The organism is Candidatus Chloroploca asiatica (assembly GCF_002532075.1).
Classification (GTDB): domain Bacteria; phylum Chloroflexota; class Chloroflexia; order Chloroflexales; family Chloroflexaceae; genus Chloroploca; species Chloroploca asiatica.
Genome location: NZ_LYXE01000172.1, coordinates 1 through 24,300, shown reverse-complemented (window position 1 = coordinate 24,300; position 24,300 = coordinate 1). Strand labels below are relative to the sequence as shown.

At 57.3% G+C, this 24,300-nt stretch carries 22 protein-coding genes; 8 read left to right on the top strand and 14 right to left on the bottom strand.

What is annotated here, in order from left to right; translation table 11 throughout:
* Positions 1-224 precede the first annotated feature (224 nt).
* The 4 genes from A9Q02_RS25370 (at position 225) to A9Q02_RS20820 (ending at position 3,980) form a co-directional block, all read left to right on the top strand.
* Positions 225-449, top strand: coding sequence for a DUF5615 family PIN-like protein (locus A9Q02_RS25370; protein ID WP_425430800.1), 225 nt, complete (start codon positions 225-227; stop codon positions 447-449).
* A gap of 427 nt (positions 450-876) precedes the next feature.
* Positions 877-1,437 (top strand): Uma2 family endonuclease, encoded by a 561-nt coding sequence (locus A9Q02_RS20830; protein ID WP_097655004.1) that lies wholly within the window; start codon positions 877-879, stop codon positions 1,435-1,437.
* A 485-nt stretch (positions 1,438-1,922) separates the two neighbouring features.
* The gene (locus A9Q02_RS20825; protein ID WP_097655003.1) at positions 1,923-3,152 is read left to right on the top strand and encodes a hypothetical protein; all 1,230 of its coding nucleotides are present in this window, start codon (positions 1,923-1,925) and stop codon (positions 3,150-3,152) included.
* A gap of 9 nt (positions 3,153-3,161) precedes the next feature.
* A complete protein-coding gene (locus A9Q02_RS20820) occupies positions 3,162-3,980 on the top strand; it encodes a mechanosensitive ion channel family protein (RefSeq protein ID WP_097655002.1) in 819 nt (272 codons plus the stop codon).
* 193 nt (positions 3,981-4,173) lie between these two features.
* Here the strand turns inward: A9Q02_RS20820 and A9Q02_RS20815 are convergent, their stop codons facing one another.
* Genes A9Q02_RS20815 through A9Q02_RS20785 form a run of 7 tightly spaced genes read right to left on the bottom strand, consistent with a single transcriptional unit; the run spans position 4,174 to position 12,141 of the window.
* A complete protein-coding gene (locus A9Q02_RS20815) occupies positions 4,174-5,217 on the bottom strand; it encodes an ABC transporter ATP-binding protein (RefSeq protein ID WP_097655001.1) in 1,044 nt (347 codons plus the stop codon).
* A 2-nt stretch (positions 5,218-5,219) separates the two neighbouring features.
* Complete coding sequence (locus A9Q02_RS20810) at positions 5,220-6,056, bottom strand: ABC transporter permease (protein WP_097655000.1); 837 nt, start codon at positions 6,054-6,056, stop codon at positions 5,220-5,222.
* On the bottom strand, positions 6,040-6,918 hold the full coding sequence (locus tag A9Q02_RS20805) for an ABC transporter permease (protein WP_097654999.1): 879 nt from the start codon (positions 6,916-6,918) through the stop codon (positions 6,040-6,042). Before A9Q02_RS20805 ends, A9Q02_RS20810 begins: the two co-directional genes overlap by 17 nt.
* 1 nt (position 6,919) lies before the next feature.
* Positions 6,920-8,203: an ABC transporter substrate-binding protein gene (locus A9Q02_RS20800; RefSeq protein WP_097654998.1), complete on the bottom strand. Its 1,284-nt coding sequence runs from the start codon at positions 8,201-8,203 to the stop codon at positions 6,920-6,922.
* 20 nt (positions 8,204-8,223) lie between these two features.
* On the bottom strand, positions 8,224-8,925 hold the full coding sequence (locus tag A9Q02_RS20795) for a TVP38/TMEM64 family protein (RefSeq protein ID WP_097654997.1): 702 nt from the start codon (positions 8,923-8,925) through the stop codon (positions 8,224-8,226).
* Complete coding sequence (locus tag A9Q02_RS20790; RefSeq protein WP_097654996.1) at positions 8,922-10,631, bottom strand: NAD(P)/FAD-dependent oxidoreductase; 1,710 nt, start codon at positions 10,629-10,631, stop codon at positions 8,922-8,924. The genes A9Q02_RS20795 and A9Q02_RS20790 overlap by 4 nt, the downstream gene beginning before the upstream one ends.
* Positions 10,632-10,680: 49 nt before the next feature.
* Positions 10,681-12,141 carry a dihydrolipoyl dehydrogenase family protein gene (locus A9Q02_RS20785; RefSeq protein ID WP_097654995.1) on the bottom strand — a complete coding sequence of 487 codons (1,461 nt, stop codon included), beginning with the start codon at positions 12,139-12,141 and terminating at the stop codon, positions 10,681-10,683.
* Positions 12,142-12,274: 133 nt separating this feature from the next.
* On the opposite strand from A9Q02_RS20785, the gene A9Q02_RS20780 reads away from it, so the two are divergent.
* The gene (locus A9Q02_RS20780; RefSeq protein ID WP_097654994.1) at positions 12,275-12,523 is read left to right on the top strand and encodes a glutaredoxin family protein; all 249 of its coding nucleotides are present in this window, start codon (positions 12,275-12,277) and stop codon (positions 12,521-12,523) included.
* A gap of 12 nt (positions 12,524-12,535) precedes the next feature.
* Here A9Q02_RS20780 and A9Q02_RS20775 read toward each other — a convergent pair whose 3' ends face one another.
* The 3 genes from A9Q02_RS20775 to A9Q02_RS20765 form a co-directional block, all read right to left on the bottom strand.
* Entirely contained in the window at positions 12,536-12,781 is a 246-nt protein-coding gene (locus tag A9Q02_RS20775; protein WP_097654993.1) for a thioredoxin family protein, read from the bottom strand.
* An 81-nt stretch (positions 12,782-12,862) separates the two neighbouring features.
* Positions 12,863-14,440: a serine/threonine-protein kinase gene (locus A9Q02_RS20770; protein WP_097654992.1), complete on the bottom strand. Its 1,578-nt coding sequence runs from the start codon at positions 14,438-14,440 to the stop codon at positions 12,863-12,865.
* Complete coding sequence (locus A9Q02_RS20765) at positions 14,437-16,254, bottom strand: ATP-binding protein (protein WP_172451230.1); 1,818 nt, start codon at positions 16,252-16,254, stop codon at positions 14,437-14,439. Before A9Q02_RS20765 ends, A9Q02_RS20770 begins: the two co-directional genes overlap by 4 nt.
* A 148-nt stretch (positions 16,255-16,402) precedes the next feature.
* Between A9Q02_RS20765 and uvrB the strand changes: the two genes are divergently transcribed.
* Positions 16,403-18,418 carry an excinuclease ABC subunit UvrB gene (gene uvrB / locus A9Q02_RS20760; RefSeq protein ID WP_097654990.1) on the top strand — a complete coding sequence of 672 codons (2,016 nt, stop codon included), beginning with the start codon at positions 16,403-16,405 and terminating at the stop codon, positions 18,416-18,418.
* Positions 18,419-18,431: 13 nt separating this feature from the next.
* Positions 18,432-19,814: a nuclease-related domain-containing protein gene (locus A9Q02_RS20755; protein WP_097654989.1), complete on the top strand. Its 1,383-nt coding sequence runs from the start codon at positions 18,432-18,434 to the stop codon at positions 19,812-19,814.
* A gap of 84 nt (positions 19,815-19,898) precedes the next feature.
* Here A9Q02_RS20755 and A9Q02_RS20750 read toward each other — a convergent pair whose 3' ends face one another.
* Positions 19,899-20,330 (bottom strand): acyl-CoA thioesterase, encoded by a 432-nt coding sequence (locus A9Q02_RS20750; protein ID WP_097654988.1) that lies wholly within the window; start codon positions 20,328-20,330, stop codon positions 19,899-19,901.
* Positions 20,331-20,526: 196 nt separating this feature from the next.
* Between A9Q02_RS20750 and A9Q02_RS20745 the strand changes: the two genes are divergently transcribed.
* Positions 20,527-20,904: a response regulator gene (locus A9Q02_RS20745; protein ID WP_097654987.1), complete on the top strand. Its 378-nt coding sequence runs from the start codon at positions 20,527-20,529 to the stop codon at positions 20,902-20,904.
* 74 nt (positions 20,905-20,978) lie between these two features.
* On the opposite strand, the gene A9Q02_RS20740 is transcribed toward A9Q02_RS20745, so the two are convergent.
* The 3 genes from A9Q02_RS20740 to prfB all read right to left on the bottom strand — a co-directional run bounded on the left by A9Q02_RS20740 (position 20,979) and on the right by prfB (position 23,942).
* Positions 20,979-21,494, bottom strand: a complete 516-nt coding sequence (locus tag A9Q02_RS20740; RefSeq protein ID WP_097654986.1) for an HIT family protein — start codon at positions 21,492-21,494, stop codon at positions 20,979-20,981.
* A 21-nt stretch (positions 21,495-21,515) separates the two neighbouring features.
* Positions 21,516-22,841: a peptidase MA family metallohydrolase gene (locus A9Q02_RS20735; protein WP_097654985.1), complete on the bottom strand. Its 1,326-nt coding sequence runs from the start codon at positions 22,839-22,841 to the stop codon at positions 21,516-21,518.
* A protein-coding gene (gene prfB / locus A9Q02_RS20730) for a peptide chain release factor 2 (protein WP_245860792.1) occupies positions 22,841-23,942 on the bottom strand; the annotation gives its coding sequence in 2 pieces (ribosomal slippage) (positions 22,841-23,875 and positions 23,877-23,942; 1,101 coding nt in all). The genes A9Q02_RS20735 and prfB overlap by 1 nt, the downstream gene beginning before the upstream one ends.
* Positions 23,943-24,300: the final 358 nt, after the last annotated feature.

Genomic DNA, 24,300 nt, shown 5'->3' with positions numbered 1-24,300 from the left:
TCGTACCAGAAGGCCGACCCGCCTGCAAAACCCTTTACACATGGCTCGAAATGTCTCAAAAACTCTATACGTGAAAGGTGGGGGCGGGCCCGGTGTAGGGGCGGGCCCGGTGTAGGGGCACCCCTTGCGGGTGCCCTGGTGGGGTGCATACACGGAAGATGCAATCGCCCTACCCATAGGCATAGCAAGTAGAGCATACCAGGTGAACCATGCGACAATAGCATATTTGGAGTTTTGCGCAAACCAATGGCTTTACCATTGTCACAAAAGACTCGGACTTTAATGATATGAGCGCATTACGTGGCGCTCCACCGAAAATCATTTGGATTCGGATTGGTAACTGTACAACAGATACTATAGAGCAAGTGATCCGTACGTATGCCACGGCTATCGAGCAATTTATGACCCTTTCCGCAGACAATCTGCTCGAAATCATCTCGCAGCCCTAGAAGTCATCGGCGCTGGATAGATGCAAGCCTCGCGGGGAGCGTACGCGGCGTGTTCCTCATCGCCGGCTACGCTGATTACAGCACGGGGCCGCTCCCGCCCGCTTGTCAGCGTCAGCGCAAGCGAGCATACGCCCGTCGCCTCATCATTCCACTCCCGGCCCAACATCGCGCTGTAGGCCGACGCCGCTGTGCGGCCCCAAACCTGGGCCTTGTTTGCCGCGTCGCCTCGTGCCATCCCGCGCCTCGGTCGAGCGAACCTGCCAGCGACGCTGCGGCGGTGCGCGACGGCGGCTCGCGGCGTGACGCGGGCAAGGCCATGGACGCTTGCCTTATCTTTGAAGACCAGTTTTTTGACGCAAAGTCGCAAAGGGTTTACATGGTGTATACTCATTGTACTGTAGAGTTGGTGAAGGATGGGAGCTAAAACATGGCGGTTGAATGGATCCGACGCGCCTTCACCATCCATGATTACGCCCGGATGCGTGAAAGCGGTATTCTGACCGAAGATGACCGCGTGGAGTTAATTGATGGAGAAATCCGCAATATGAGCCCCACTGACCCACACCACGCCGCCATCGTAACCAAAATGATGACGTTTCTTATGCGCCAAGTGCAAGATGAGGCCATTATCAGCCCGCAAAATCCCGTGCAATTGACTGATTACACTGAACCCCAACCCGATATTGCCGTGCTGCGCTACCGTGACGACTATTATGCGCAGGCATTGCCAAGGGCGGATGATATTTTGCTGTTGATCGAAGTCGCTGATACCACGCTCACGTATGATCGAGAAGAAAAGATGCCGCGCTATGCACAAGCAGGGGTACCGGAAGCGTGGATTGTCAACCTAACAGAACTCCTCATTGAGCAGTACACATTGCCGGTCAAAGGCCAATATACCCGTCTTCAAAAAGTGTTACTGGGTGATACCGTTACGTCGCCAACCTTTCCCCGTATCGCACTCAATACCTCACTGATTTTAGGATAAAAATAGATTGTGCCCTTGCCCCCTGCGCGCTGGCTGCATGACCGATGTGGAATGCTCATTGTCAAGGGGTATCAGCCGCATCGCGCAAACGAATCGTCCTGGGCGACGGCGCGGCGTTTGTCGCGTCGCTGAAGATCGGTTTTTGACGCAAAGGGCTGCGCTAGCTCCAATACTTTTCAAATAAGCTCACGCGAAGACGCGAAGACGCGAAGGGTTACGCTCACCTACGCAAAAACCTTTGCACCTTTGCACCTTTGCGTCAAAAGAGCCGCCTTATTTGCAAGGTATTGGCGCTAGCTCCATATGCCGCGTTGTGCCTTTGTGCCGGTGCGTCGTTGCATCACCACGATGCATGGGGGCGCTGGCCGCACGACCGCTGCGGATCTTCGGCGTTTGGCCGACGGTTCAGGTCGTGTTATATTTGCTGGTAGCCTGTCAGGCGGAATGGCTGTTATGCTCAACAGAAGCAAACTGATAAAAACAACATGACCAATCCCTCACTTAAGCAAGACGATACTCAGAAAATCTGGGAATTCATTCCGATCTCCGAGTATAAATCCCCAGAAGTCCCTGTCTCGCAAGTGACCAGAAAGGGGCTCTCCCAAATATGGCGCATCTTTCGCCAAGAGGAAGAGAAATCTGAAGTGGCCTTCAAACCAGAGTCAGATTTACGGACACTAGATGCCAGCCAGTTAGAGCAGATCAGCTCTGCGCCAAATTGGGAGGCTGGTGGCAGCGCCTTGAGAGAAACCCTGCAAACCTGGTTAAAATCCGATCGGATCGGTCAGAATATCGTGTTCCTTGTTGAACCACCACATGGCGGTCATGCTGAAAAGCTGATGGCATGGGCAACTCAGAACGATGTAACCATCGTCAGCCCCCCTACGCCAGAGCAAATCATGGAAAACGCAGATGTCTGGCTCGCTTCCCTGCCCGAAAGAGATACCTTCTGGATTTATCCCACACTGGAAAAGACCTACCTGCGTCATGCCAGCGGGCTTAGCCTGATGCGTCGCTTTCTGGATCGCGCAGCTTCCGGGGCGATGGGCCTGGGGGTTATTGGATGCGATAGTTGGGCATGGGCCTATTTGCAACACGTCTGGCACGGGAGTTGGCCGAGCGCCATCACGTCTAAAGCTTCTGACCAGACGCAATTAGTGCGCCAATTTCAGCGAATGTTGCGACCAAAACGAGGAACAACCTATCTATTTTGCCAGGCTGACAATGGCGCTCCTCTGTTTTCCACTGGAAAAGAGGACAATAACAGCGAAAAGACAAGCGACTACCTGCAACAATTGGCTGCGTTCAGCCACGGAAATATAGGCGTCGCCCAGGCAATCTGGCGCGACAGCCTGTGCATTGAACCGGATGAAGCGCTAAGAGAAAAACAAAATGATGACGAAGATGCGACGCTGGCAAGCCAGGTAATTTGGGTGACACCCTGGGACGATCTTGAACATCCCTCACTCCCCGCCAAGGCCTCTGAGCAAGTTGCTTTTGTGCTGCATACACTGCTGCTGCACAATGGTTTATCGTTTGAACTATTGCAACAACTGTTGCCGCTAGCCGGCAATCAGATCATGGAAACGGTTTCTCAACTCACCGAAGCGGGCCTGGTTACTTATCAGGACAAAACCTGGAAAGTGGCAGCCAGAGGGTACCCCGTGGTGAGAAGCTATCTGAAGTCAAATGGATATCTGTGTGATGCATTTTGAGGATAAGAGATGAATGATTCATCACAACTTTTCCGTGATCTGAGTCAAATCAACCTTGTTCAGGTCGGCCTTATTTTGGTTGGCAGTTGGCTGCTCATCGCGACCAGTCAACGACTGCTCCAGCAGGTGGCAAGTCGTCTCACTGGCCGGTATCGGCTCTTTTTGCTGGCGTCGGTGCCCGTACTGCGTCTGCTCATTATTGTGATCGCAATCGTACTCACTATTCCGCGCTTGATTAATCCGACATTTGAAAATCTGGTTGCGCTGCTGGGTGCAGCCGGTTTGGCGTTGGGGTTTGCCTTTAAGGACTACGTCAGCAGTTTAATTGCCGGGATCGTGACGCTATTTGAAATGCCCTATCGTCCGGGTGACTGGATTGAGGTGGATGGCACGTATGGAGAGGTAAAAACCATCAGTATGCGCAGTGTGAAAATTGTTACGCCCGACGATACGGTTGTCATCGTCCCCCATCTGAAGCTGTGGGATCAGTTGATCTTTAACGCCAATGACGGCGGACAGCATCTGCTGTGCGTAACCGATTTTTATCTTCATCCGAACCATGATGCCGCTCGTGTGAAACATATTCTTTATGACGTAGCGCTGACCAGTTCGTTTGTGCAATTGGGAAAACCGATCAACGTGATTGTGCTCGATAAGCCATGGGGTACGCATTATCGATTGAAAGCGTATCCAGTGGATCCACGACAGCAGTTTCATTTCGTGACGGACTTGACTATCCGCGGGAAAGATGCATTGAGGCAAATAGGAGTAGAATTTTCCGCGCTATCGGTCATGGAATCTACACAGCAGTATTCGGGTAAGCCATAGCAATTTTTGTCGCTACATCCACAGCAACCCGGTGAAGTATGGACTGGTTGCACAGCCAGAGGACTGGCCGTTTTCGGATTACCGGGCCTGGGTCGAGGGCCAACCAGAGCAGCCGGTACTACGCGAGATACGACAGGCGCACTTTGGCTCGTCCGAGGGATATCGCGCCTTCGTACGCGAGAACCCCGCGCAGTTAGCTTCCCGGAAGCTTCAGCAAAAAGAGATGCTCGGGTGGGAGGTGGAGGAAGACGCGCTTTCCGTTGCTCCAGCAGGCTTCGTTGGTGCGGACGCGCAGCACGGTTTCGCCTAGGCTGACCTGCACTTCTACATGGTCGCCGCGATAGATCTGGCTCTGCACCGTGACGGGGAGGCTGTGCGCACCTGGTTCATGCCCGAGGCGCAGATGTTCGGGCCGAATGGCGTAGAGCGCTTCGCCTCCGTGACCCGGGGTTTCGCTAACCGTCAGCGGCCCAAACTGACTCTGCAGGGTGGTGCCCGTGACGCGACCCGTAAGAAAGGTGTCTATGCCCATCTGCCGCGCTGCCTGCCGATGCGGCGGTCGTTCGTAGAGTTGCTGCGGCGGCGCGTGGGCGACCAGGGTGCCTTGTTCGATCAGGGCCACCTGATCGGCCATTGCCAGTGCTTCGCTGCGGTCGTGGGTCACCAGAATCGTCGTGATGCCAAGTTCGCGTTGGATGCGCCGTACCGCCTCCTGCAGGTTCTGGCGCACCGCCGGATCGAGGCTGCTGAACGGCTCGTCGAGCATCAGTACCTGCGGCTGCACCACCAGCGCGCGGGCAAGCGCAATGCGCTGTTGCTCGCCCCCCGAGAGTTGGGCCGGACGACGGTGCGCCATCTCAGGCAGCCCGACCAGGTCGAGCATGCGCTGGACTTCGGTCTGAATGGTCGCCTTGTTTACCCCTTTTGCGCGCAGGCCAAAGGCGATATTGTCGGCCACTGAGAGAAAAGGGAAGAGGTACGCTTTCTGGAACATCAAGACGGCCCCACGCCGATGCGCCGGGATGCGGAGGATGCTCTGCCCGTCAAAGCAGATGTCGCCCTGATCGGGATCTTCGATGCCGGCGATCAGTTTGAGGATTGTCGATTTGCCGCTTCCCGATGGCCCGAGCAGGGCCATGAGTGTGTGGGCTTCGACCTCAAGCGAGAGTCGTTCAAGCGCGGGCGCGGCCTGCCGGGGATAGGTTTTGTGCAGGTGTTCGAGTGCAATCCGTGTCATAGTTAATACTGTTGTCCTACCGTGGTGGTGCGTTCGGTTAAGGCTCGCGCTGCCAGCGCGATGGCAAGCAACGGTGGCCCCGCGAAGATCAGGGCAAGCGCCGCAATGGTGGCCGGATTACCGCCCGCAACGGCGGCGAAAAGCAGCATCGGCAGCGTGATCACGCGCCCGCCGCCGATCAGCAACGTCAACACATACTGACTCCAACTGACGAGAAAGGCAAAGAGCGCCGCTACGGCCATGCCGGGGCCGGCCAGCGGCAACGTCACCTGCCAGAGGATGCGCCACGGGCCAGCACCCAGCGTCCGCGCCTGTTGCTCGTAGCCCTCATCGTAGCGCACAAAGACGCCAATCAGCGCAAAGATGGTGTAGGGCAGCACCGGAATCAGATGAACCAGCACAACGCCCGCCAGGCTGCCGGCCAACCCGAGGCGCAAAAAGATGATATTTAACCCCATCCCGGTCGCAAGTGGCGGCACGATCGTCGGCAAAAAGAGCAGCAAGAGCACCAGCGACCGCCCAGGAAAACGCTCAAGGCCGAGCGTACGGGCGGCGGGGAGCGCAATCACCAGGGCGAGCAGCGTGACGACACCCCCGAGCAGCAGGCTTGTCCCGATCGCTTGCTGCGTGCGTGCGTTGCTCAACTGCCGCCAGAAGGTCTCGAAGGTCCAGGTGACTGGCAGAAGATCGGGGAAAAACCAGCGCGTTGATCCGGCATAGAGCACCAGGCCAACGACTGGCCCGAGCAAGAGCAGATAGAGCAGGGCATACCCGAGGTAGGCAGGCCATCGGGAAAAGCCGTCCCCGTCCACCAGCTTGTCTTCAGCGTTCCGAGCCATCAATCCTCCGCACCAGAAGGCCAAGCCCAACGACAACAACCGTCATGATGAGACTGATCGCCATGCCCTCGGCGCGTCGGTTGAGATCCGCATTGAGAAAATAGTCGAGCGCTAGCACCGCCAGTACCCGTGGATACGAGACCCCAAGCAGCGCCGGTACTTCGTAGGCCCCAAAGATAAAGGCAAAGACGAGCAAGGCTCCCGCCGATAGGCCCGGCCAGACCAGCGGCAGCGTCACGCGCCACACCCGCATCCAGGGTCCAGCGCCGAGCGTCGTGGCAACCTCGGCATAGGCGTGGCCTTGTGTGCGCAAGACAGCCAGCACGATCAACACAAGAAAAGGGATCTCTTTGCTCACATAGTGCAGAATGATGCCGATCCCCGCCTGATCGCGCACTAGCACCGGAAATTCGGCGGGCGTCGCAATCAAGCCGAGCGCCGCTGCAATCCGGGCGATCAGGCCACTCTGGGCCAGCAACAGCAACAGGGCAATCGCCCAGACCATATGCGGCAGCGCGAGATTGGCATTCAGCGCAAGCAATGTCGCCTGGTGCGCCGGGCGGCGACGATGGCTCAGCGCTACCGCGAGCAGTAGCGCTGCTACCGCCGAGAGCAGCGTCGAGATCCCGGTGACCCAGAGCGAGAAACCGAGTGCTGCCCAGAACTCGCGTCCCGCCGGTGTCGCGCCGCCAAGCACGCTCGCATATGCATCGAGGCTCACCCTGGTCGCCCCGATAAACGGTAGATACCCGAGACTCTGGCTGATGCCGTAGTACATGCTCACCCCAAAGAGCACGCCTGTTACGAGGAGGGCCGGGGTGAGCATGAGCCAGCGGCGTAGCGTTGGGCGATCGACGCGCATGTTACGGCCCAATCAACACAAACTGACGCCAACCCTCTTCAACGAGCGACTGATACTCGCCCGACGAGTCGGCCACCAGCGAACCGGCAAGATCCTCGGCGGGGGTTGCCGCCTCGCCAAGTTGGGCCTGAGCCTCTTCCAGCACCGCGATCTGGGCCGGGTCGGTCACGCGGGTGACATCAATCGCGTAGCCCAGGCCAAAGCCATTTTCCGGCAAAATCTGGGCCGCTTGAAATTCCGGCTCGAGGATCAGATTGGCCAGCACTAGCGCGGCGGCTTTATGCGGCGCATTGCTGGGGATCGTCAGATAGTTGAAATCGCCGATCATATAGTCATCGAAGACAAAGGCCCGTGATGTCTCAGGAATCAAGCCCTCGGCAATCAGCGGCCCCGCCCCGGCAATCGCCTGCGTAATGCTGAAATCAATCTCGCGATTGGCAAAGAGACTATGCAACTCATTCTCGTCACGGGGATAGGTCGTACCCTCACGCCAGAGATGAGGCTTCATCGCGTTGAAATAGTCCCAGACTTGTGGTGACCATTCGTTCCAGACGACCTCATCATATTCAAGCCAGAGCCCTGGATCGCCACTCAGTTCAAAGAGCGCCCCTTTGACAAAGCGTGTCCCCTGGAAAGCCCCCGGTCCAGGCGCGATATAGGTGAAGCGTCCGGGGTTCGCCTCTACCCAGGTCATCAATTCCGCATACGAACGGGGCAATTCATCGGCGCTCATCCGCGCCGAGTCATAGATCAACTGAAACTGCGCCGACGACCATGGACTCTCATAGCCTTCGACGGGTTCGCCGAAGTCAAGGTAGATCGCTGGATTCTCCCAGTCAACCAGGGACGCATTGGGCAGGCGCCGCGACCAGTCAGGCAAGAGCATCGCGGCCTGTTTGAGCGAGAGGAAGTTTTCGCCATTGATCCAGATCACATCGACCGCGCCGGGATCAACGCCAGCCTCTTTTTCACTGAGAATCTGATTGACGACATCAGCGGCATCAGCTACGGGTACGCGATTCAGCGTAATGTCATACCGCTCCTTGAGCGCTGTACCATAAAATTCGTCTACAAAACGATTAATGCTTTCCGATCCGCCCCACATATACCAATTCAGTGTCTGGCCGCGTGCAGCCGCCTCGACACTCGCCCAATCATCAAGCGTAAATGCCTCTTCCGCAGGATTCTCGCGCTGCGCTTGCCTCACAGGCTGGCCGCCGCATGCGGCGATCATCACCACAAAGATCATTGTCAAAATAACCACTGAAAAACGATGAAAATGCATACGTTGTTGCTTCCTCCCATTTAGACACGCCACTTGCGGCGCACAAGTACCACAACGGCGATGCTGAGCAGCACGCCAGCCACCACACCAAGCATAATGTCCGGTTTGATCTGACCGAGTTCCCTCAGTGTGCTCCCCGCAAGCACAATGACGATCACCCCTGGCAGGCTCCCCATGGTATTCGCGAGCAAAAATGAACGGAGCGGAATGTGTAACAGACCGATCAGATAGTTAATCGGATCATAGGGTAAAAAACTTAAGCGCAAAACCAGAACCCCAAGAAAGGGCTTGCGTTGTAGGCGATCACCATAACGGGCGCAAAGGCGCGCAATGCGATTATCGCCATGCCCTGTGATCCTGCCCATGCTATAGGTCAGCAGTGCCGAGAGATTGCACCCGATCAAGGTGTAGAGAATGCCCAAGCCTGGGCCGAAACAGACCCCCGCAACGCCTCCCAGCAGCGCCGCAGGGAGCAGCAAGATGGGACTCAACATCGCCGCACCAATAAACAGGAACGGACTGGCCGGGTGAACCTGGCAGACCGTGACCATGCCTTGAAAGAGATCGAGCGGTTGCACCATCTGGGCACGGGCATACACCTGGATCGCTGCCACCAGCAGCAGCCAACCCCCGAGCACCAGCCCAAAGCGCTGAAGATCGCGGAAGTTGCGTTGTTGGCCCGTTGGTTGTGGTGTGATCAATTCTTGTTCCCGCTCGATCAAGCTGATCCTCCCAACCTCCGCCGAAAACCCACCCGTTTGCGTATGCTGATCATCGAGTTGCCATACTTAACGCCTTCGCTGACAAAAAACCTTGTTACTTGACGTAAGCTTGCGTCACCAAAGAAATGCTGGCGAAACAAGCCATCGCCAAGAAAGCCCTTCTGATCCTGGCGGAGCAAGCTCAGGCGCAGTTTGTTGGCCGGCAGGTGGTTGGCGCCCGCAAGCACCTGCTGAAAGGCCCACGGCATCCATGGAAAGTCGGCCAAGAGCGCACGGATTTGCCGCACCGTCTGGTCAACTGCTGCCTCGTCGCACGGGTCAACCGCCTCGATCAGCGTATCAATCTGGTCGGCCAGCGTCTTGAACGGCCCAAAGCCCCCCCCAACAAGCCGCAGTTCGGCAAGTTCGGCAAAATAGGCGGCACGACTCGTCGCCCGGCCACGGGTACTCAACAACTTCAGATACTCTAGATACGCGCCGAGCAACCAGAGGAGCGCATAGACCGACCAGAGCTTCGGGTTTGACCAGGCTTTATAAGAATTTGCCACGATCCGGTCGTGGGCTTCCACAAACCGTAGCGTCAACGCTTCAAGTGGCTGAAACTGCTCGGCACGATAGTCCTGACGCCGATGGGCTTCGAGCAAGAGATGCCCAAGCAGTGCGGTGCTCATCAGCGTGGTATACAACCCCTTCGAGTAGAGCGGATCGATGAAGCCAGCGGCATGCCCAAGGAGGCAGAAGCGCTCGCCGACGACATGCGTTGAGGTGTACTGTAAGCGCTCGGTGCGTGTCCATGCTCGTGCGGCACGCGCACCGGCAAAATGGGCCTTGATACTTGGAAAGCGGGCAATGAAGTCGAAAAATTCTTCTTCCGGCGAAAGATCGGTACGCATCGGGTGAATGCGCGGGTCAAGTTGCAAACCTACGCTCACCAGGGGATTGGTTGAACGGGCGTGATTATTGAACGGAATCACCCAGAGCCACCCTCCGTGGAAGATGTGATGCAGTGTGCCTTCCGAGACCGGGAAGGGCAGGCCATACGCCTGATGGCTTGCGCCAACCTGGTTATAGCAGGGCAAATCAACCATATGGGTAAAGATCGTACGGGTATGACTCTGCAAATCCCGGCTCCGCCAGCCAAACTTCTCGGCCAAGAGCGAGCGCATCCCACCTGCATCAACCACAAAATCAGCTTCGTACGTCTGACCCTGAGCCGTCAGGATCGTCACTCCATCAGCCGTCACCTCAATATCCTTGACCGGCGTTCCTTGCAGAACCGTAGCGCCATAACGCACCGCCACCGACGTAAGGAAATAGTCGCTATCCTGGCGATGGATATGCAACTCATATCCGTGCGGACGCTGTGGGATCACCGCTTGCAGGGCGTGGCGCATGTTCTGCGGCTGATCGGCGACATGGTGGAGATAGCTAAAATGGCGCTTAATCCCATGGGATGTGCCAATGTGCGCCATATAATTCTCTGAGCTGAAATAGGCCATTTCGGGCACATCAAACAACTCGGCCATGGCCCGCATGGTTTCCGACGTCTCGAGGATCATCGACTCGCCCACGGCAAATTTGGGATGCATGCCTGCTTCAAAGATAATGACGCGCACCCCGTGGCGGGCAAGGATCGCTCCCAGGCTCGATCCGCTGATCCCCGATCCGATAATCGCAATGTCATAGCGCGTCTGTTTGGTGTTCAAGAAGGCGTCTTTCTAAGCTAGGGCTGGTTTATTCCCCTGGGAGCACAGGTCACTCAGCCGCCCGTGCGCCCAGGGGCACAGTGACATCAGCCACTCGCGCTGGCCGTGCCCAGCGATAACGCAGATACGTAGCCAGTTCGCCCCGTAGATTGGGCAGTGTCTCGCGCATAAAGGCGTCGGCGACCTTCTGGATGCCACTGGAAAAAGTTGGGTAGGGATAGACAACCCGATAGAGCCGGTAGAGCGAAATGCGCTCTTGAATCGCCAGGGTAAAGAGTGAAATCATTTCCGAGGCGCGTGGCCCCACAATCGTTACACTCAAGATCTTGCCCGTCAGACGTACGGTATCTACGATGATGAAACCATGGTGGAGATCATCAGTATACCCACGATCAGTCTGGGTTACAAGGTCAACTCGGATGCGTTTGATTAGTGCCGGGTGATAGCGAGCGGCCAGGTCGCGTTGACTCATGCCAGCCGTGGCAACTTCGGGATCAGCAAACGTCGCACTTGGGTAAAAAGGTTCAGGGGTGGTCGCGGGCAGCCATGGAAAGGCAATGCGCTGCACGACCCGGCGACCCTGCGCATTGGCGGAATGGGTAAACGCCGAAGTTGCCGTAACATCGCCAATCGCATAGATGCCAGGTACATTGGTACGGCCATAGCTGTCGGCGGCAATGCCGTTGCGGCTATCAAAGGTAACGCCGACCTCTTCGAGGCCCAGCCCATCGAGGTTGCGTTGGCGGCCAACCGCCACGAGCACATAGTCAACGTCGTGCAGTGTCGCGACGCTGCCATTGCGTTCGATATGCAATGCTTGCGTCGCCTCGTCGTAGCCCTGCACACTCGTGTTGAGATGAAGCTCGACGCCTTTGGCGGCCAGCGAGGCTTCGATGGCCTCGGCTGCCTCGCGCAGGTGACGGGTGAGCAGGCGCGGTGAAGAGTCAAGCATCGTGACGCGGCTGCCAAGCTTGCGAAACGCAAAGGCCAACTCGACCCCGATCACTCCGCCACCAATGATTGCCAGGTGGTGCGGCACAACCGGTAGCTCAAAGACCGTCTCGTTGGTAAGCATACGCTGTTCGGGCAGGCCGGGAATGACCAGCTTGCGGGGGCGGGCTCCGGTGGCGATCACAATGTTCTCTGCTTGCAACATTCGTTCACCGCCCTCGGGCAATCTCACTGCCACCTGCGTACGACTGACCAAACGCGCCCGCCCAAAGATCAGGCTGAGATTGGGTAGCTCCCCAAACTCGTGGGTCTCCTTCTCGCGCAATGCATCGCGTTTGCGTCGCACCTCAGCCAGTGCGCCCTCAGGATCCAGCGTGCCCCGCTCTTCGGCCTGATGGATCAGCGTCTTGGACGGCACACACCCAACATTGGTGCAGTCGCCACCAACATGCAATGCCTCAAGCACCGCCACCGCCTTGCCGAGACTACTCAGGCCAACGGCAACCGTCAGCCCCCCTGAACCGGCCCCGATGACAATGGTATGAAACTGATCATGCATAACGTCACTCTTTCTACAAGGCTATCTTATGGTAAACTAGAACGCCAGCAGTGCCGGTGGGGAGGGCCAGGCCTCTCGCCCCTGCCCGGAGTCATACGTTCATAGCGAGCAAATAAGGCAAGGATCGGATCATATGCAGCCAGGTGATATTACAATTTATGGTGCGTTCTGGTGTGGCGATTGCCGTCGGGCCAAGAAGTTTATGGACGAGCGTGGTGTCCTCTACACCTGGATTGATATCGACCACAATCCCGATGCGGTCGTCGAGGTTGAACGGCTCAATCGTGGGATGCGTAGTATTCCTACGATCGTCTTTGCTGATGGCAGCATCCTCGTTGAACCAAGCAATGCCGAACTGGCGCGCAAGCTTGGCACGGCCTGATGGCTGCCTTATTCAGCACTCATCCCTGAACAGGTTTAACAGGGTCTCTAGCGTTGGATTGCCCAGCGAAAGTATCCGACCATTGAACACGTAGGTTGGCGTACCAAAGACCATGGCTGGTTTTGTTGTACCTGGTTGCGCCAGATCAATCACTTCAATGGGATACTCAGGCTCCTGCGCACGCACGTTGGCCACGAGTTGCAGCGTCCGCGCACAGACGGGACAGTCAGCCGAGACATAGACATACAATGGCGTCATCTGGATCCTGCATCTAGAACACGATCACGTATGCGCTCAGTCTACGCTCGATCTAGTCTGCCGACTGTAAGCTACTGCACACTACTGAGTAACAAGCAGCAAACCCTCGATGACAGCGCGGTAGATGATGCCCCGCTCCTCGCGGCCCGCCTCGGTGGGGCCGTCGGCATAAATCAAGGGCTGGGTGACATCAATCTGGGCGGTGGGGCCGTATGCTTGCCGGGCCTGTTCGAGAAATGCGGTCGCAAACGCCGTTTGCAACCTGCTTTGATCTGCTCCATCTGGGTCAACAATAAAAACCTCGGTCGTGAACGGGATCTGCACGAGGGTTTGGGGTGTAGAGATCGGGGCGGCCGGGCCTTCAAAGCCCAGGGTACGCGGTAGAAAGCCGATGAAGAAGAAATCGACTGCAACCAATCCGGCGATCAAAAGGATCGTCATGACCATCTGGCCAATGCACCCAGCGCATCCGCGCCGCTTTGGTTGTACCGGCGGTGAGGCTGGTGCTGGCGGGGTAGCGATGGCCGGAGCCGCTGGTGGTGATGATGAAGGCGTAACTGAGGCCTGCGGCGTAGGTTGGGCTGCTCCTGCCGTTTGAACGACTGAGGCAGGCGTAGCCTGCGTCGGTACGGGTGACGTTTGCGCTGGGGTGGGCTGCGCTGGTGCAGGTGCTGGGGTGGGTGCAGGTGCTGGGGTGGGTGCAGGTGCTGGGGTGGGTGCAGGTGCTGGGGTGGGTGCGGGCGTGGGCGCTGGTGTAGGCTGAGTCGCAACGGGAACGCCAAGTGGGCGTGAGGCAGGCAATACGCCAAGCGCTGCCCCAAAGGCCGCAATCGAGGCAAAGCGAGCCGTCGGACGCATCTGCAAGGCCTGTTCGAGGGCACCCGAGACCTGGGGTGAAATAGTTGGCTCGAGGGTGCGCGCTGGCGGGAAAGAAAAAGGAGGATGCGCCTGCGGATCACGCCCGGTCAGCACATGGTGCAGCGTGGCCCCCAGCGCATAGACATCCGATTCAATCGTTGCCAGCCCCTGGTATTGTTCAGGTGGCGCATAGCCTGGCGTCCCGATCTGCGTGCCACGCTGACCGACTTGTAGCACGCGGGCAATGCCAAAATCAATCAGCTTGATGCCCCCGTTTTGATGGTCAAGCATCGCATTCGAGGGCTTCATATCGCGATAGATCAGCCCCTTGCTGTGCAGATAACTGAGCACATCACAGATCTGGGTTGCCCAGTCGAGGACGCGAGGCTCGGCAAGCTTGCCTTCCCGTTCCACAATATCTTCGAGGTCTTCGCCCCGAATATAATCCATGACCAGGTAGTGGCGGCCTTCATCCTTAAAGTGGCTATAGACCCGAGGAATCCGCGGATGGGTGAGTTGTTCGAGCAGTTCAGCCTCGGCATTGAAACGCTTGATCGCTTCATCCCGCTCTTTTTGCTCGGTAAAGCTATCGAGCATCTCTTTGACCGCATAGATCTTGCCATCGTCGTCAATGCCCTCATAGACTGCACCCTGCCCCCCCGCCTTAATCACGCGGGTGATATAGTAACGCGGGCCAGCATTATTGAGAATCATATCATGGCCGCAATACTGGCAAAACCGCGCCTGACGGCGACCAGGTTTACGGCAACTCGGGCACAGGATCTCCTGCGGCTGGGTCATGCTGACTCGTTTGCTTCAGGTGCTCGCGCTGGAGCAGGTTCGACAATCGCGCTACCATGGGCAACAACAAGTGGCGGATGGGCCGCAAGAAGCTGAGCGACACTACTCAGCAATTGCTGGGTGGTAAATGGCTTGAGCAGGTAGGGTTGTCCGGTACCCTGTAAGAAGGCCTGGGTTGTCGGACGGGTCGCATCACCGGTGATAAAGATGATACGATGGGCCAGCGCAGGGTTGAGCCGGATCAAGCGCTCATAAAATTCCGTACCAGGCATTTCAGGCATCAGCAAATCCGAGATGATCACCGCAAAGTGCTCATGCAACACCCGACGCAAACCTGCTTCGGGGTTGCGTTCGGCACGGACGGCATACCCTGCTCGCTTCAACACGCGTTCGAGCAACAATACGATCTGGGGGTCATCATCAATCACCAGCACCAGACCTGCACCATTGTCTTCGGCTTGTGCCGACGCCGTCTCAGGTTTGTGCTTGGCCCCCGTTGGCAAAAGAATCGAAAACGTCGTCCCACGAAGCGGGCCACTTTCGAGTTTCAAGTGACCTTGATGCTCTTCGACAATTGTCCGCACAATGCTCAAACCAAGGCCCGTCCCCTCACCAGGTGCCTTGGTCGTAAAGAAGGGCTCAAAGACGCGTTCGTGCAGTTCGGTTGCAATGCCTGGCCCATTATCATGAATGCGCAACTCGACCCATTCAGGGGAAGGCTGGCGGACAATCATTTCGATCTGGTGTGCTCCAGGCTGCCCGGCCAGGGCCTGAATGGCATTCGTCAACAGATTGATCAGCAATTGTTGTATCCGCACCCGATTCACCAGCACCGGTGCAACCTCGGGTTCACTTGTGATGGTCAGGTTGATCCCATAACTCGACATATCTGCACGCACAAAGATCACGGTCTGATCAATGATTTCGTTCAGCCTCGCCAGCGCGGGTTCACTACTGTTAGGACGAGACAGTTGCAGCAAACTCTGTACTATCGTCTGTGCACGTCGTGCCGCTTCAACGATATAGCCAGCCTCTTCGAGGGTGCTCGGGGCTTGTTCTGGGGTTTCAGCAATCAATCCGGCAAAGCCGAGAATGCCTTGCAGCGGATTGTTCAACTCGTGCGCAACGCCCGAAAGCACCTGTCCAAGCGCACGCAGGCGTGACTCGTAGGCGAGCATACTTTCGAGTTGCAAGCGTGCCTCGTGCTGGCGCACCAGATCGTCAATCATGCGTGTCGTAAAGAGGGTCAAGAGATGGGCATCCGGTGGTGGTGGCGGAAACCGTTCGATCGCTGTTTCCAGGTCAACCAGGCGGTCAGGACGCTCGCGGGCTACAACCTCGTGCAAGACCGCAATAATCTCGGTGATCAGATCTGGTTCAAACGTCCAGATGGTCTGAAAGCGGCGGTCGCCCTCGCTCAGGGCAGGGGCCTGCAGATCACGACCACAGAGCACAGCCGTAAACCGCTCGGTCAACACCAGCAAAAACCACTCCTGGCGCAACGGGTCGGGGCCGTGCAAGCGTACGTGGATCTGTTTCTGGTCACTCTCTGGGGGCAACTGACCACCCGCAAAAATACAGATCTGATGGGCAACGCCAGCCAGTTCGCGGTAGCGCTCGGTCTCAGCGCGCCAGTGGCTCGACTCTTGAAAGCCAGTAAAAATGAGGGCCGGCAGACGCTCATGCAGCACGAGATCTTCTAAGGTATGGCTGACATCAACGAGCGTTGCTTTGGTCGCCTGAATTGGCTGCAACCGCTTCCCAAGGCGATCAGTGAGGAGGGTAAAGAGTGAGAGCGCTGGCATATCTGTCATGATGCGTAGACTCCAGTGGCGCTGGTCAAGACGGGGTCTTCCTGCGATCAAGCAACAGTATACCATCTGTTCGTAGGGCTTGTGGCACAACTGGACACGACTAGGTATAATAGAGAGACGGACGCGAGCGACAAGGCTAGGATCAACGATGTCATTTCGGGTAGAGGCTCCTTATCAACCAACTGGCGATCAGCCCCAGGCGATCGCAAAATTGGTTGAGGGCATTGAGAAGAACTATCGTCAGCAGACCTTGCTGGGGGTGACTGGTTCGGGTAAGACGTTTGTGATGTCACACGTCTTTGCCCAGACACAGCGCCCTGCCCTGGTGCTCGCCCATAATAAGACGCTGGTCTCGCAACTCTGGGCCGAGTTTCGCGATTTTTTGCCCGATGCCGCTGTCGAGATGTTTATCTCGTACTACGATGAGTATACGCCTGAAGCCTATGTGCCCTCGAAAGATCTCTACATCGAGAAAGAGGCGAGCATTAATGAAGAGATCGATCGTCTGCGGCACGCAGCAACGCAGGCCCTCTTTACACGCCGCGATGTGCTGATTGTCGCTTCGGTCTCGGCAATCTATGGCCTTGGTTCGCCTCACGATTATGGACAGGTCATGGTGAGTCTGCGCCAGGGCGAGGTGCGTAATCGTGACAAGTTGTTGCGTCAGTTGATCGATCTGCAGTTCGAGCGCAACGATCTCGATTTTCATCGCGGTACCTTCCGCGTGCGGGGCGATACCCTCGATATTTTGCCCGCCAATGCCGAAACCGCCCTGCGGGTGGAGTTTTGGGGCGATGAGATCGAGCGCATGACCGAGTTTGATCCGTTGACGGGTGAAGTGATTTTGCTGCGCACGACCGCTGAGATCTATCCGGCGAAACACTTTGTCGCGACGAAGGAGAAGCTTGCGGTTGCGGTTGGCAATATTCAGGATGAACTCGGTGAGCGCCTACGTGAACTTGAGGCTGAAGGCAAAAATCTTGAAGCCGCGCGCCTCAAGCAGCGTACAATGTATGACCTCGAGATGCTCTCGGAGGTTGGCTATTGTTCGGGGATCGAGAACTATTCGCGCCACCTCGATGGGCGGGCCGCCGGGCAGACGCCGTGGACGTTGCTCGACTATTTTCCTGACGATTTCTTGCTCTTTGTCGACGAGAGTCATATTACGCTGCCGCAGGTACGCGGGATGTTTCTCGGCGACCGCCATCGCAAGCAGACGCTGGTTGATTATGGCTTTCGTTTGCCCTCGGCGCTCGATAATCGCCCGTTGCAGTTTGATGAGTTTAGCCAGCATATCTATCAGGTCGTCTATGTCTCGGCGACGCCTGGCCCGGTTGAGCGGACGCAGAGCGAGCAGATTGTCGAGCAGATTATTCGCCCCACTGGCCTGATTGATCCGGTTGTGCAGGTGCGCCCGACCAAGGGCCAGGTTGACGATCTGATTGCTGAAGTTCGTCAACGGGTCAAGGCAGGGCAACGTGCGCTCGTCACGACGCTTACCAAGCGGATGGCTGAGGATCTTGCCGATTACCTCAAAGAGATGAGTGTGCGTACGATGTACCTGCACTCCGATATTGATACGCTCGAGCGGGTCGAGATCCTTCGCGATCTGCGCCTCGGGGTCTATGATGTCGTTGTTGGGATTAACCTGCTGCGTGAAGGGCTTGATCTGCCCGAGGTGAGTCTCGTCTGCATTCTTGATGCCGACAAAGAGGGCTTTTTGCGCTCGGAGACATCATTGATCCAGACGATTGGGCGTGCCGCACGCCATATCGAGGGAACCGTGATTATGTATGCCGATACGATCACGTCCTCGATGGACGTTGCCATCAAAGAGACGCAGCGGCGGCGTGACATCCAGATGGCCCATAATCTCCGTCATAACATTACCCCTGTTGGCATCAGCAAAGGGGTGCGCGACCTCACGGATCGCATCAAACGGATGGCCGAAGAACGTGATGAGTACAAAACGAGTGGGCACGCCCCGGCCACAGTTCCTCCTGGCCCTGGGGTGCCCCGCGAAGAGTTGCATAAACTGATCAAAGATCTCGAAAAACAGATGAAACAGGCGGCCCGCGATCTGCAATTTGAACAGGCAGCCGCCCTCCGCGATCAGATTGTTGAATTGCGCAAAACCCTCGCGTTGCAAGAGGAAGAAAGGTAGTCTTAGGCACCCAATGGCAGTCCAGGTCTGGATCGGCGAAAAGCCCGAACATCCCAATGAACGTCGCGTCATCATGGCGCTCGCCAATGCGCTCCATCAGATGGAGGGCCTCTATCTGATTCTGTCCAATTTCAGTGTGGGCGGGCGCACAATTGACTTGGTGATTATCAAGTACGATGCGATCTTTATTCTTGAATTGAAGCAGTGCGATGGCCGTGTCATTGGCAGTGTGAATGGCCCGTGGTTTGTCGAGGGGCGCAATGGCGAACGCAAACGACTCAATGTAGGGCGGAAAAATCCCTATAATCAGGTTATCTCCTATTTTCATGCCCTGACCAATTTCCTCAATGAACATCGGCGCGAATTTCTCTCAGGCCAGAAGGCCAATGGGATCGATTTTCGTACCTGTAAGCGGGCGGTTGTGATTGCCCCTGCCATTCAGGAAGGCTCGGAGATCGAGCTTGACTGGAAGGTTGAGCTCAAGGGCATGGATGAATTGCCGGCCTACCTGATCACCGAGCGCTCTTCTGAGATCGAGTTGACGGAAGAAGAGATGCTGGCGATCCCCTCGTTGCTCCACTGTACGCCCTGGCACGAGATCAATACGGTGCTGCGCGGGCTCGTGCCCAGTACCGAGGCGATGCTTGACCCTGATGAACTTCCGGCAGAGGGGCCAGTTCTGGCTGAGCCGAGCGCGGAGGACTCAGTGGCACCGGTGGATGTTGATGCGCCTGCCCCTGCCGAGCTGCCCGTGCCCTCAACGAGCCTGGTGGCCCAGGTCAGGCAGGCCCTTGGCACGACGACTGGGCGCATTGCGGCTGCTATGGCGGTGCTCGCCGTCATCCTTGCCGTCGCGCTCGTTCTACGACCGGTGCGTCCGGTGCCTCTCGCTGATGAGCCGCCCGTCTTGATCGTGGCGGTGACCGGTGTGCCAACGGGTGATGCCCTTTTGATGCAAGCAACCGATCTTGATGGCTGTCTCTGGTCACAGGCCCAATTGGTGGGCAAACGGTATGATCCCGCCACCCGGAGTTGGATCAGTGTGGCCGAGGGGGGGAGTGTCGCTTCTAATCCCCCGGAAGTTATTATTGCGCTTGAACAGGTCTCGACGTGCGATGGGCAGATTACGCTGACCTGGAATGTTCAGAACAACTCGGATCGGCTGATCGAATTCCCGCTTGACAGTGATAACATTCAGATCAGCGACAGTCTGGGCAACGAATATCTCCTCGATGAGACAGCCTCACGCCCACGCATGATCCAGGTTGCCCCTGGAACCCAGGAACGTGGAGTCGCCGTCGCCAAGCGCCCGCTCAGCAGCAGTGCAACATCGTTGCGCATTCGTTTACAGGACAAACCCTTCGGCGAAGCGAGCTTTGTCGTCGCCGTGCAGTAGTTGCCGGCTAAAGCCGGCACGCCCACATACCAGCAAACTGCATAAGACGCCTACAGGCCAGCAAAGCTGGCCTGTAGGTGTCTTTCATGTAGTTTGTTGGCGTTCCGCCACGCGACGGCGAAACGTCTCAGAGACCGGAACGGTCGCACCAGTTTTGTAGTCGTAGGCGACTTGCACGGTTGTGCTGGTGGCAATGATGGTTTCGTCGCCTTCGCGGGCAATCACATATTCGAGCACAAAGCTCTTGGTGCCAATTGAACTCACCCGCACCCCAACGGCGAGCCGTTCACCAAAAAAAGCCGGGGCCAGATACTTGATCGTCATTTCGGCCAGAATCAAGCCCATCTCTTCCAGCTTGACGCCCATCAAATCAAGATAATACTGGATGCGGGCCGACTCGAGCCATGAGGCGTAGACAACATTATTGACATGCCCCAGGGCATCAAGATCCCGAAAATGGACTTCTTCCCAGTGAATGTACGGAAATGAATGCAACGGACCTGGCACGACTGGCATCGGATGCTCCTCGGTAGGGTTCTTTTTTTGTATGGTACCATACTCTTCACGTGAGGCCTGTCGCCCTTGCCTCTACCCATACCAGAGGATGCAACGCACGTTGCATCCTCTGGTATAATAGCCACCAATTTAGCCGATGGCGTACCTGCTTTCTCAGCCGTTCAGTGCGGTTTTCTCCTTGCACGAGGCGATGCATATGACCCTATCTCGAGGACTTATTTTTATCATTGATGATGATCTGACCCTCCAGACCATCCTTGAGTATGCGTTGCGTAACGCTGGCTACGAGGTGATCCTGGCCCCCGATGGGCAGGAGGGGCTACGTATGTTAGAGCATCTGACGCCGAGTCTGGTGATTAGCGATATTATGATGCCTAATATGGATGGCGTTGAGGTGTTTTATCACCTAAAAGAGCGCCTGCAAGATCAGGGCATTCCGATCATGATCATGACGGCGCTCAACCGTAAGCCCTGGTTTGCCGCGCTTGAGGCCGAAGGTGCCGTGATTATGCAGAAGCCTTTTGAGATTGATCGCTTTGTTGATATGATCAATGTGACGCTGGATCAGAGCTAGCAACGCTTCGAAGGTGCTTGTGCTCATCACAAAAGGTTGCGGGGCGGCCCACGCCGCCCCGCAACCTTTTGTGGTTAGAAGGTTGCAGAAACCCCTTTATCGGTGAAATGTGGGCGGAGCCGGGCGTAGGTGGCGTTTAGTTCTTCGGGGATCAGCTTGGTTGTGCCGACGATGGGCATAAAGTTGGTGTCACCATTCCAGCGCGGTACGATGTGCATATGCAGGTGCTCGGCGATGCCAGCCCCCGCAATGCGCCCCAGGTTCATCCCTAGATTGAAGCCGTGTGGTTGATACTCGGCCTGAAGGATCGTGACGCACCAGCGCGTCAGATCAAAGAGCTCCTGGGCCGTGGCCGCATCAAGCCCAGCGAGATCGGCGGTATGCAGATACGGAATGACCATCGTGTGCGCCGTATTGTAGGGATAGAGATTGAGCACAATAAAACATTGCCTGCCCCGATAGAGGATGAGATGCTCAGGATCGTGATCGGGCGGCGCATCGGCGATGGCGCAAAAGACACAGTCATCCTCGCTGAGGGCCGGGTCGCGTTTGATGTAATTCATGCGCCATGGGGTAAACTTCGTCTCCATACGGGTGCTCCTCGTTGAGCATTACGATGTTCGTTTATCAACGCCTGCAAGACGCAGGACAATAACGACGACAAAACCGGTGATGGTTAAGCCAACAATGACCAGGAAGGCCAGGCCAACCAGGAAAGCCCAGGGTGCCTGTTGCTGGATCTGTTCGAGCCACGATAGCCCGGCGGGTTGGTTAGCCTGGGGCACCGATGCAGCCTGATCAAACCGACTCGGTGGGGCCGTCTGCGGGCCAGGAACCATCGGTACCTCGCGTACCTGGGCGGGCAGGGTTGTCCGCCATGCGGCGTCGACTTCATCAACCGTCATGCCGATGACCTTGGTCAACGCTTCGTCAATGGGCGTTGCGGTGGCAAAGGCGGCTACCAGGGCCCGCATCGCCTCGGGGCCATAGACATCGAGCATGTATTCGACCATGTCACGACTCTGGGCATACGAGAGCGTTGCCTGCGCGGGGTCAGCCGGAAAACTCGCCGCCAGCGAGCTCAACGGGATCAGACGACCCTCGATGGCCGCCTCCTCAACGAGTTCGTCCCAGCCGAGGTCGCGCTGGATCTGATTGTGGACGGCGAGGCCTTCATCGAACCAGACGGGAACGCCGCCATACGGATTACGGGTGGCCTGCGCCAGCACTTGATGCGACAGTTCGTGGGGAATAATGCGCTCGATTTCGGCGGTATCGCCCGGCATAATGCCCCCGATAATCACCCCAAGCCCTGTCCAGGCGGCCCCGCCAACCCATTCGACCGAGTTGCGCTGGAGCGCCGAACGCATATCCCGATTCGAGGCATAGACATAGATGCGGACTGGTTGGTCGAGTTGCGCCCCGATCTCTTGCTCAAGCTGATCAAGCGTCTGCGTCGCGACTGTGATCAATTCCTCACCAAAGGCTGCGCCGCCTTCGTACCAGTAGACAATTACATTGCGCTCGCTCCGCTCAGCCCAGGGAAAGCGTTCGTCGTGGTAGAGAAACGTCTCGAGCGGGGTTGTCATCTCATTGCCGTCAGCATCACGGAACACCCAGCGGTAGTTCATCTCGGTACCGGGCGGGAAGTAGTAGACCTCGGTATCGAGGCGGTGTTGCAGGGTCACGCGCTGGCCGGGCGTGACGGGCAATTCGACCAGCGTGAGCCCGTTGCTTTGGGCGGGGCCATACAAGAGTTGTGCCGCCACCAGCGGTGCCGCTGATGACTCGGCAGTAACTTCAAAGCTGATTGACGTGGGAAAAGCGGGTGTCACCGTACTGGCCTCTACCCGGATGGTCTCGGTTGCACGTGCATACGCTGGTGCGGCACTCACCAGCAGGATGCTCAAGCAAAGGATACGAAGAAGAAGATGCATTATGCCTCTGCAACATTCCAACGCAGATACGCCTCGATAAACGGATCGATTTGTCCATCGAGAACGGCCTGCACATTGCTTGTTTCGTGGTCGGTGCGATGGTCTTTGACGAGCGTCGAAGGATGCAAGTAATAGGTGCGCATCTGGCTACCAAACGCTGCATCGCGATAGGCCCCGCGCAGGCGGGCGCGTTCTTCGGCCTGGCGCTGGAGATCGCGTTCGAGCAGGCGCCCACGCAGCACGCGCAGGGCTGTCTCACGATTCTGGAGTTGCGAGCGCTCATTCTGACAGACGACGACGAGCCCAGTGGGGAGGTGCGTGAGGCGCACCGCCGAGTCGGTCGTATTGACACCCTGGCCGCCGTGTCCGCCGCTGCGAAAGACATCAACGCGCAGATCGTCAGGCTTGATAACGATCTCGGGCGCGTCATCAACCTCGGGCATCACCTCGATGCGGGCAAAAGACGTCTGTCGGGTATGGGCCGAATTAAAGGGCGAAAGGCGGATCAAGCGATGGACGCCAGCCTCGGCGCGGGCATAGCCATAGGCATACGGTCCACGCACCTCAAAGGTGGCGCTCTTGATCCCTGCCTCGTCACCGGGGCTCTCTTCCAGCAGATTCACCGTGAACCCACGCGCCTCGGCCCACCGCATATACATACGCAGCAACATCTCGGCCCAGTCCTGGGCATCGGTACCACCCATGCCGGCCTGGATCGAAATAAAGGTGTCGCCGTCATCATAAGGCCCACTGAGCAGCAACCCCAGTTCGAGACGGTCGAGTTCAGCCCGACTCGCTGTCACCTCGCTTGTCAGTTCCTCGTGGAGCGAGTCATCATCTTCCGCCGAGGCGAGCTCAATCAATTCATCAAGACTTGTCAGCCGCACCCCTATTGTCGTCCAGACGTCGACCTCATTTTTGAGGCGTGTCAGGCGTTGCATCAAGCCCTGGGCTTCCCGTGGGTCATTCCAGAGCTCGGGATGCGCGGCGCGTGCTTCAAGTTCTTCAATGTGGGCCTGTTTGCTAGCCAGGTCAAAGATGCCCCCGGATTAGCGCAAAGCGCTCACGGAGATCGGCCACTTCGGTTGCGAGATCGTACATTGTTACCCTCCCTGATGTATGTGCAAACGCGACGCACACTCCTTACATCGTAGCACAGGAAGGGATCCAATGCTAGTAGAGGTTGCAACCTTATCAGGGCGATTGCATCTTCCGTGTATGCACCTCGCCAAGGCACCCGCAAGGGGTGCCCTGGTGGGGTGGGGCACCCGCAAGGGGTGCCCGTACCAGGCCGGGGTGCGGGCCCGGTGTAGGGGCACCCGCAAGGGGCACCCGTACCAGGCCGGGGTGCGGGCCCGGTGTAGGGGCACCCGCAAGGGGTGCCCGTACCAGGCCGGGGTGCGGGCCCGGTGTAGGGGCACCCGCAAGGGGTGCCCGTACCAGGCCGGGGTGCGGGCCC

Bases quoted from the DNA above. Each gene is read 5' to 3' on its own strand.
- A9Q02_RS20745 (WP_097654987.1), top strand. From the start codon at position 20,527: ATGACCCTATCTCGAGGACTTATTTTTATCATTGATGATGATCTGACC.
- A9Q02_RS20800 (WP_097654998.1), bottom strand. From the start codon at position 8,203: ATGCATTTTCATCGTTTTTCAGTGGTTATTTTGACAATGATCTTTGTG.
- A9Q02_RS20735 (WP_097654985.1), bottom strand. From the start codon at position 22,841: ATGCATCTTCTTCTTCGTATCCTTTGCTTGAGCATCCTGCTGGTGAGT.
- A9Q02_RS20805 (WP_097654999.1), bottom strand. From the start codon at position 6,918: ATGCGCGTCGATCGCCCAACGCTACGCCGCTGGCTCATGCTCACCCCG.
- A9Q02_RS20775 (WP_097654993.1), bottom strand. From the start codon at position 12,781: ATGACGCCATTGTATGTCTATGTCTCGGCTGACTGTCCCGTCTGTGCG.
- A9Q02_RS20740 (WP_097654986.1), bottom strand. From the start codon at position 21,494: ATGGAGACGAAGTTTACCCCATGGCGCATGAATTACATCAAACGCGAC.
- A9Q02_RS20830 (WP_097655004.1), top strand. From the start codon at position 877: ATGGCGGTTGAATGGATCCGACGCGCCTTCACCATCCATGATTACGCC.
- A9Q02_RS20770 (WP_097654992.1), bottom strand. From the start codon at position 14,440: ATGACCCAGCCGCAGGAGATCCTGTGCCCGAGTTGCCGTAAACCTGGT.
- A9Q02_RS20815 (WP_097655001.1), bottom strand. From the start codon at position 5,217: ATGACACGGATTGCACTCGAACACCTGCACAAAACCTATCCCCGGCAG.
- A9Q02_RS20820 (WP_097655002.1), top strand. From the start codon at position 3,162: ATGAATGATTCATCACAACTTTTCCGTGATCTGAGTCAAATCAACCTT.
- A9Q02_RS20810 (WP_097655000.1), bottom strand. From the start codon at position 6,056: ATGGCTCGGAACGCTGAAGACAAGCTGGTGGACGGGGACGGCTTTTCC.
- A9Q02_RS20825 (WP_097655003.1), top strand. From the start codon at position 1,923: ATGACCAATCCCTCACTTAAGCAAGACGATACTCAGAAAATCTGGGAA.
- A9Q02_RS20765 (WP_172451230.1), bottom strand. From the start codon at position 16,254: ATGACAGATATGCCAGCGCTCTCACTCTTTACCCTCCTCACTGATCGC.
- uvrB (WP_097654990.1), top strand. From the start codon at position 16,403: ATGTCATTTCGGGTAGAGGCTCCTTATCAACCAACTGGCGATCAGCCC.
- A9Q02_RS20755 (WP_097654989.1), top strand. From the start codon at position 18,432: ATGGCAGTCCAGGTCTGGATCGGCGAAAAGCCCGAACATCCCAATGAA.
- A9Q02_RS20750 (WP_097654988.1), bottom strand. From the start codon at position 20,330: ATGCCAGTCGTGCCAGGTCCGTTGCATTCATTTCCGTACATTCACTGG.
- A9Q02_RS20785 (WP_097654995.1), bottom strand. From the start codon at position 12,141: ATGCATGATCAGTTTCATACCATTGTCATCGGGGCCGGTTCAGGGGGG.
- A9Q02_RS20780 (WP_097654994.1), top strand. From the start codon at position 12,275: ATGCAGCCAGGTGATATTACAATTTATGGTGCGTTCTGGTGTGGCGAT.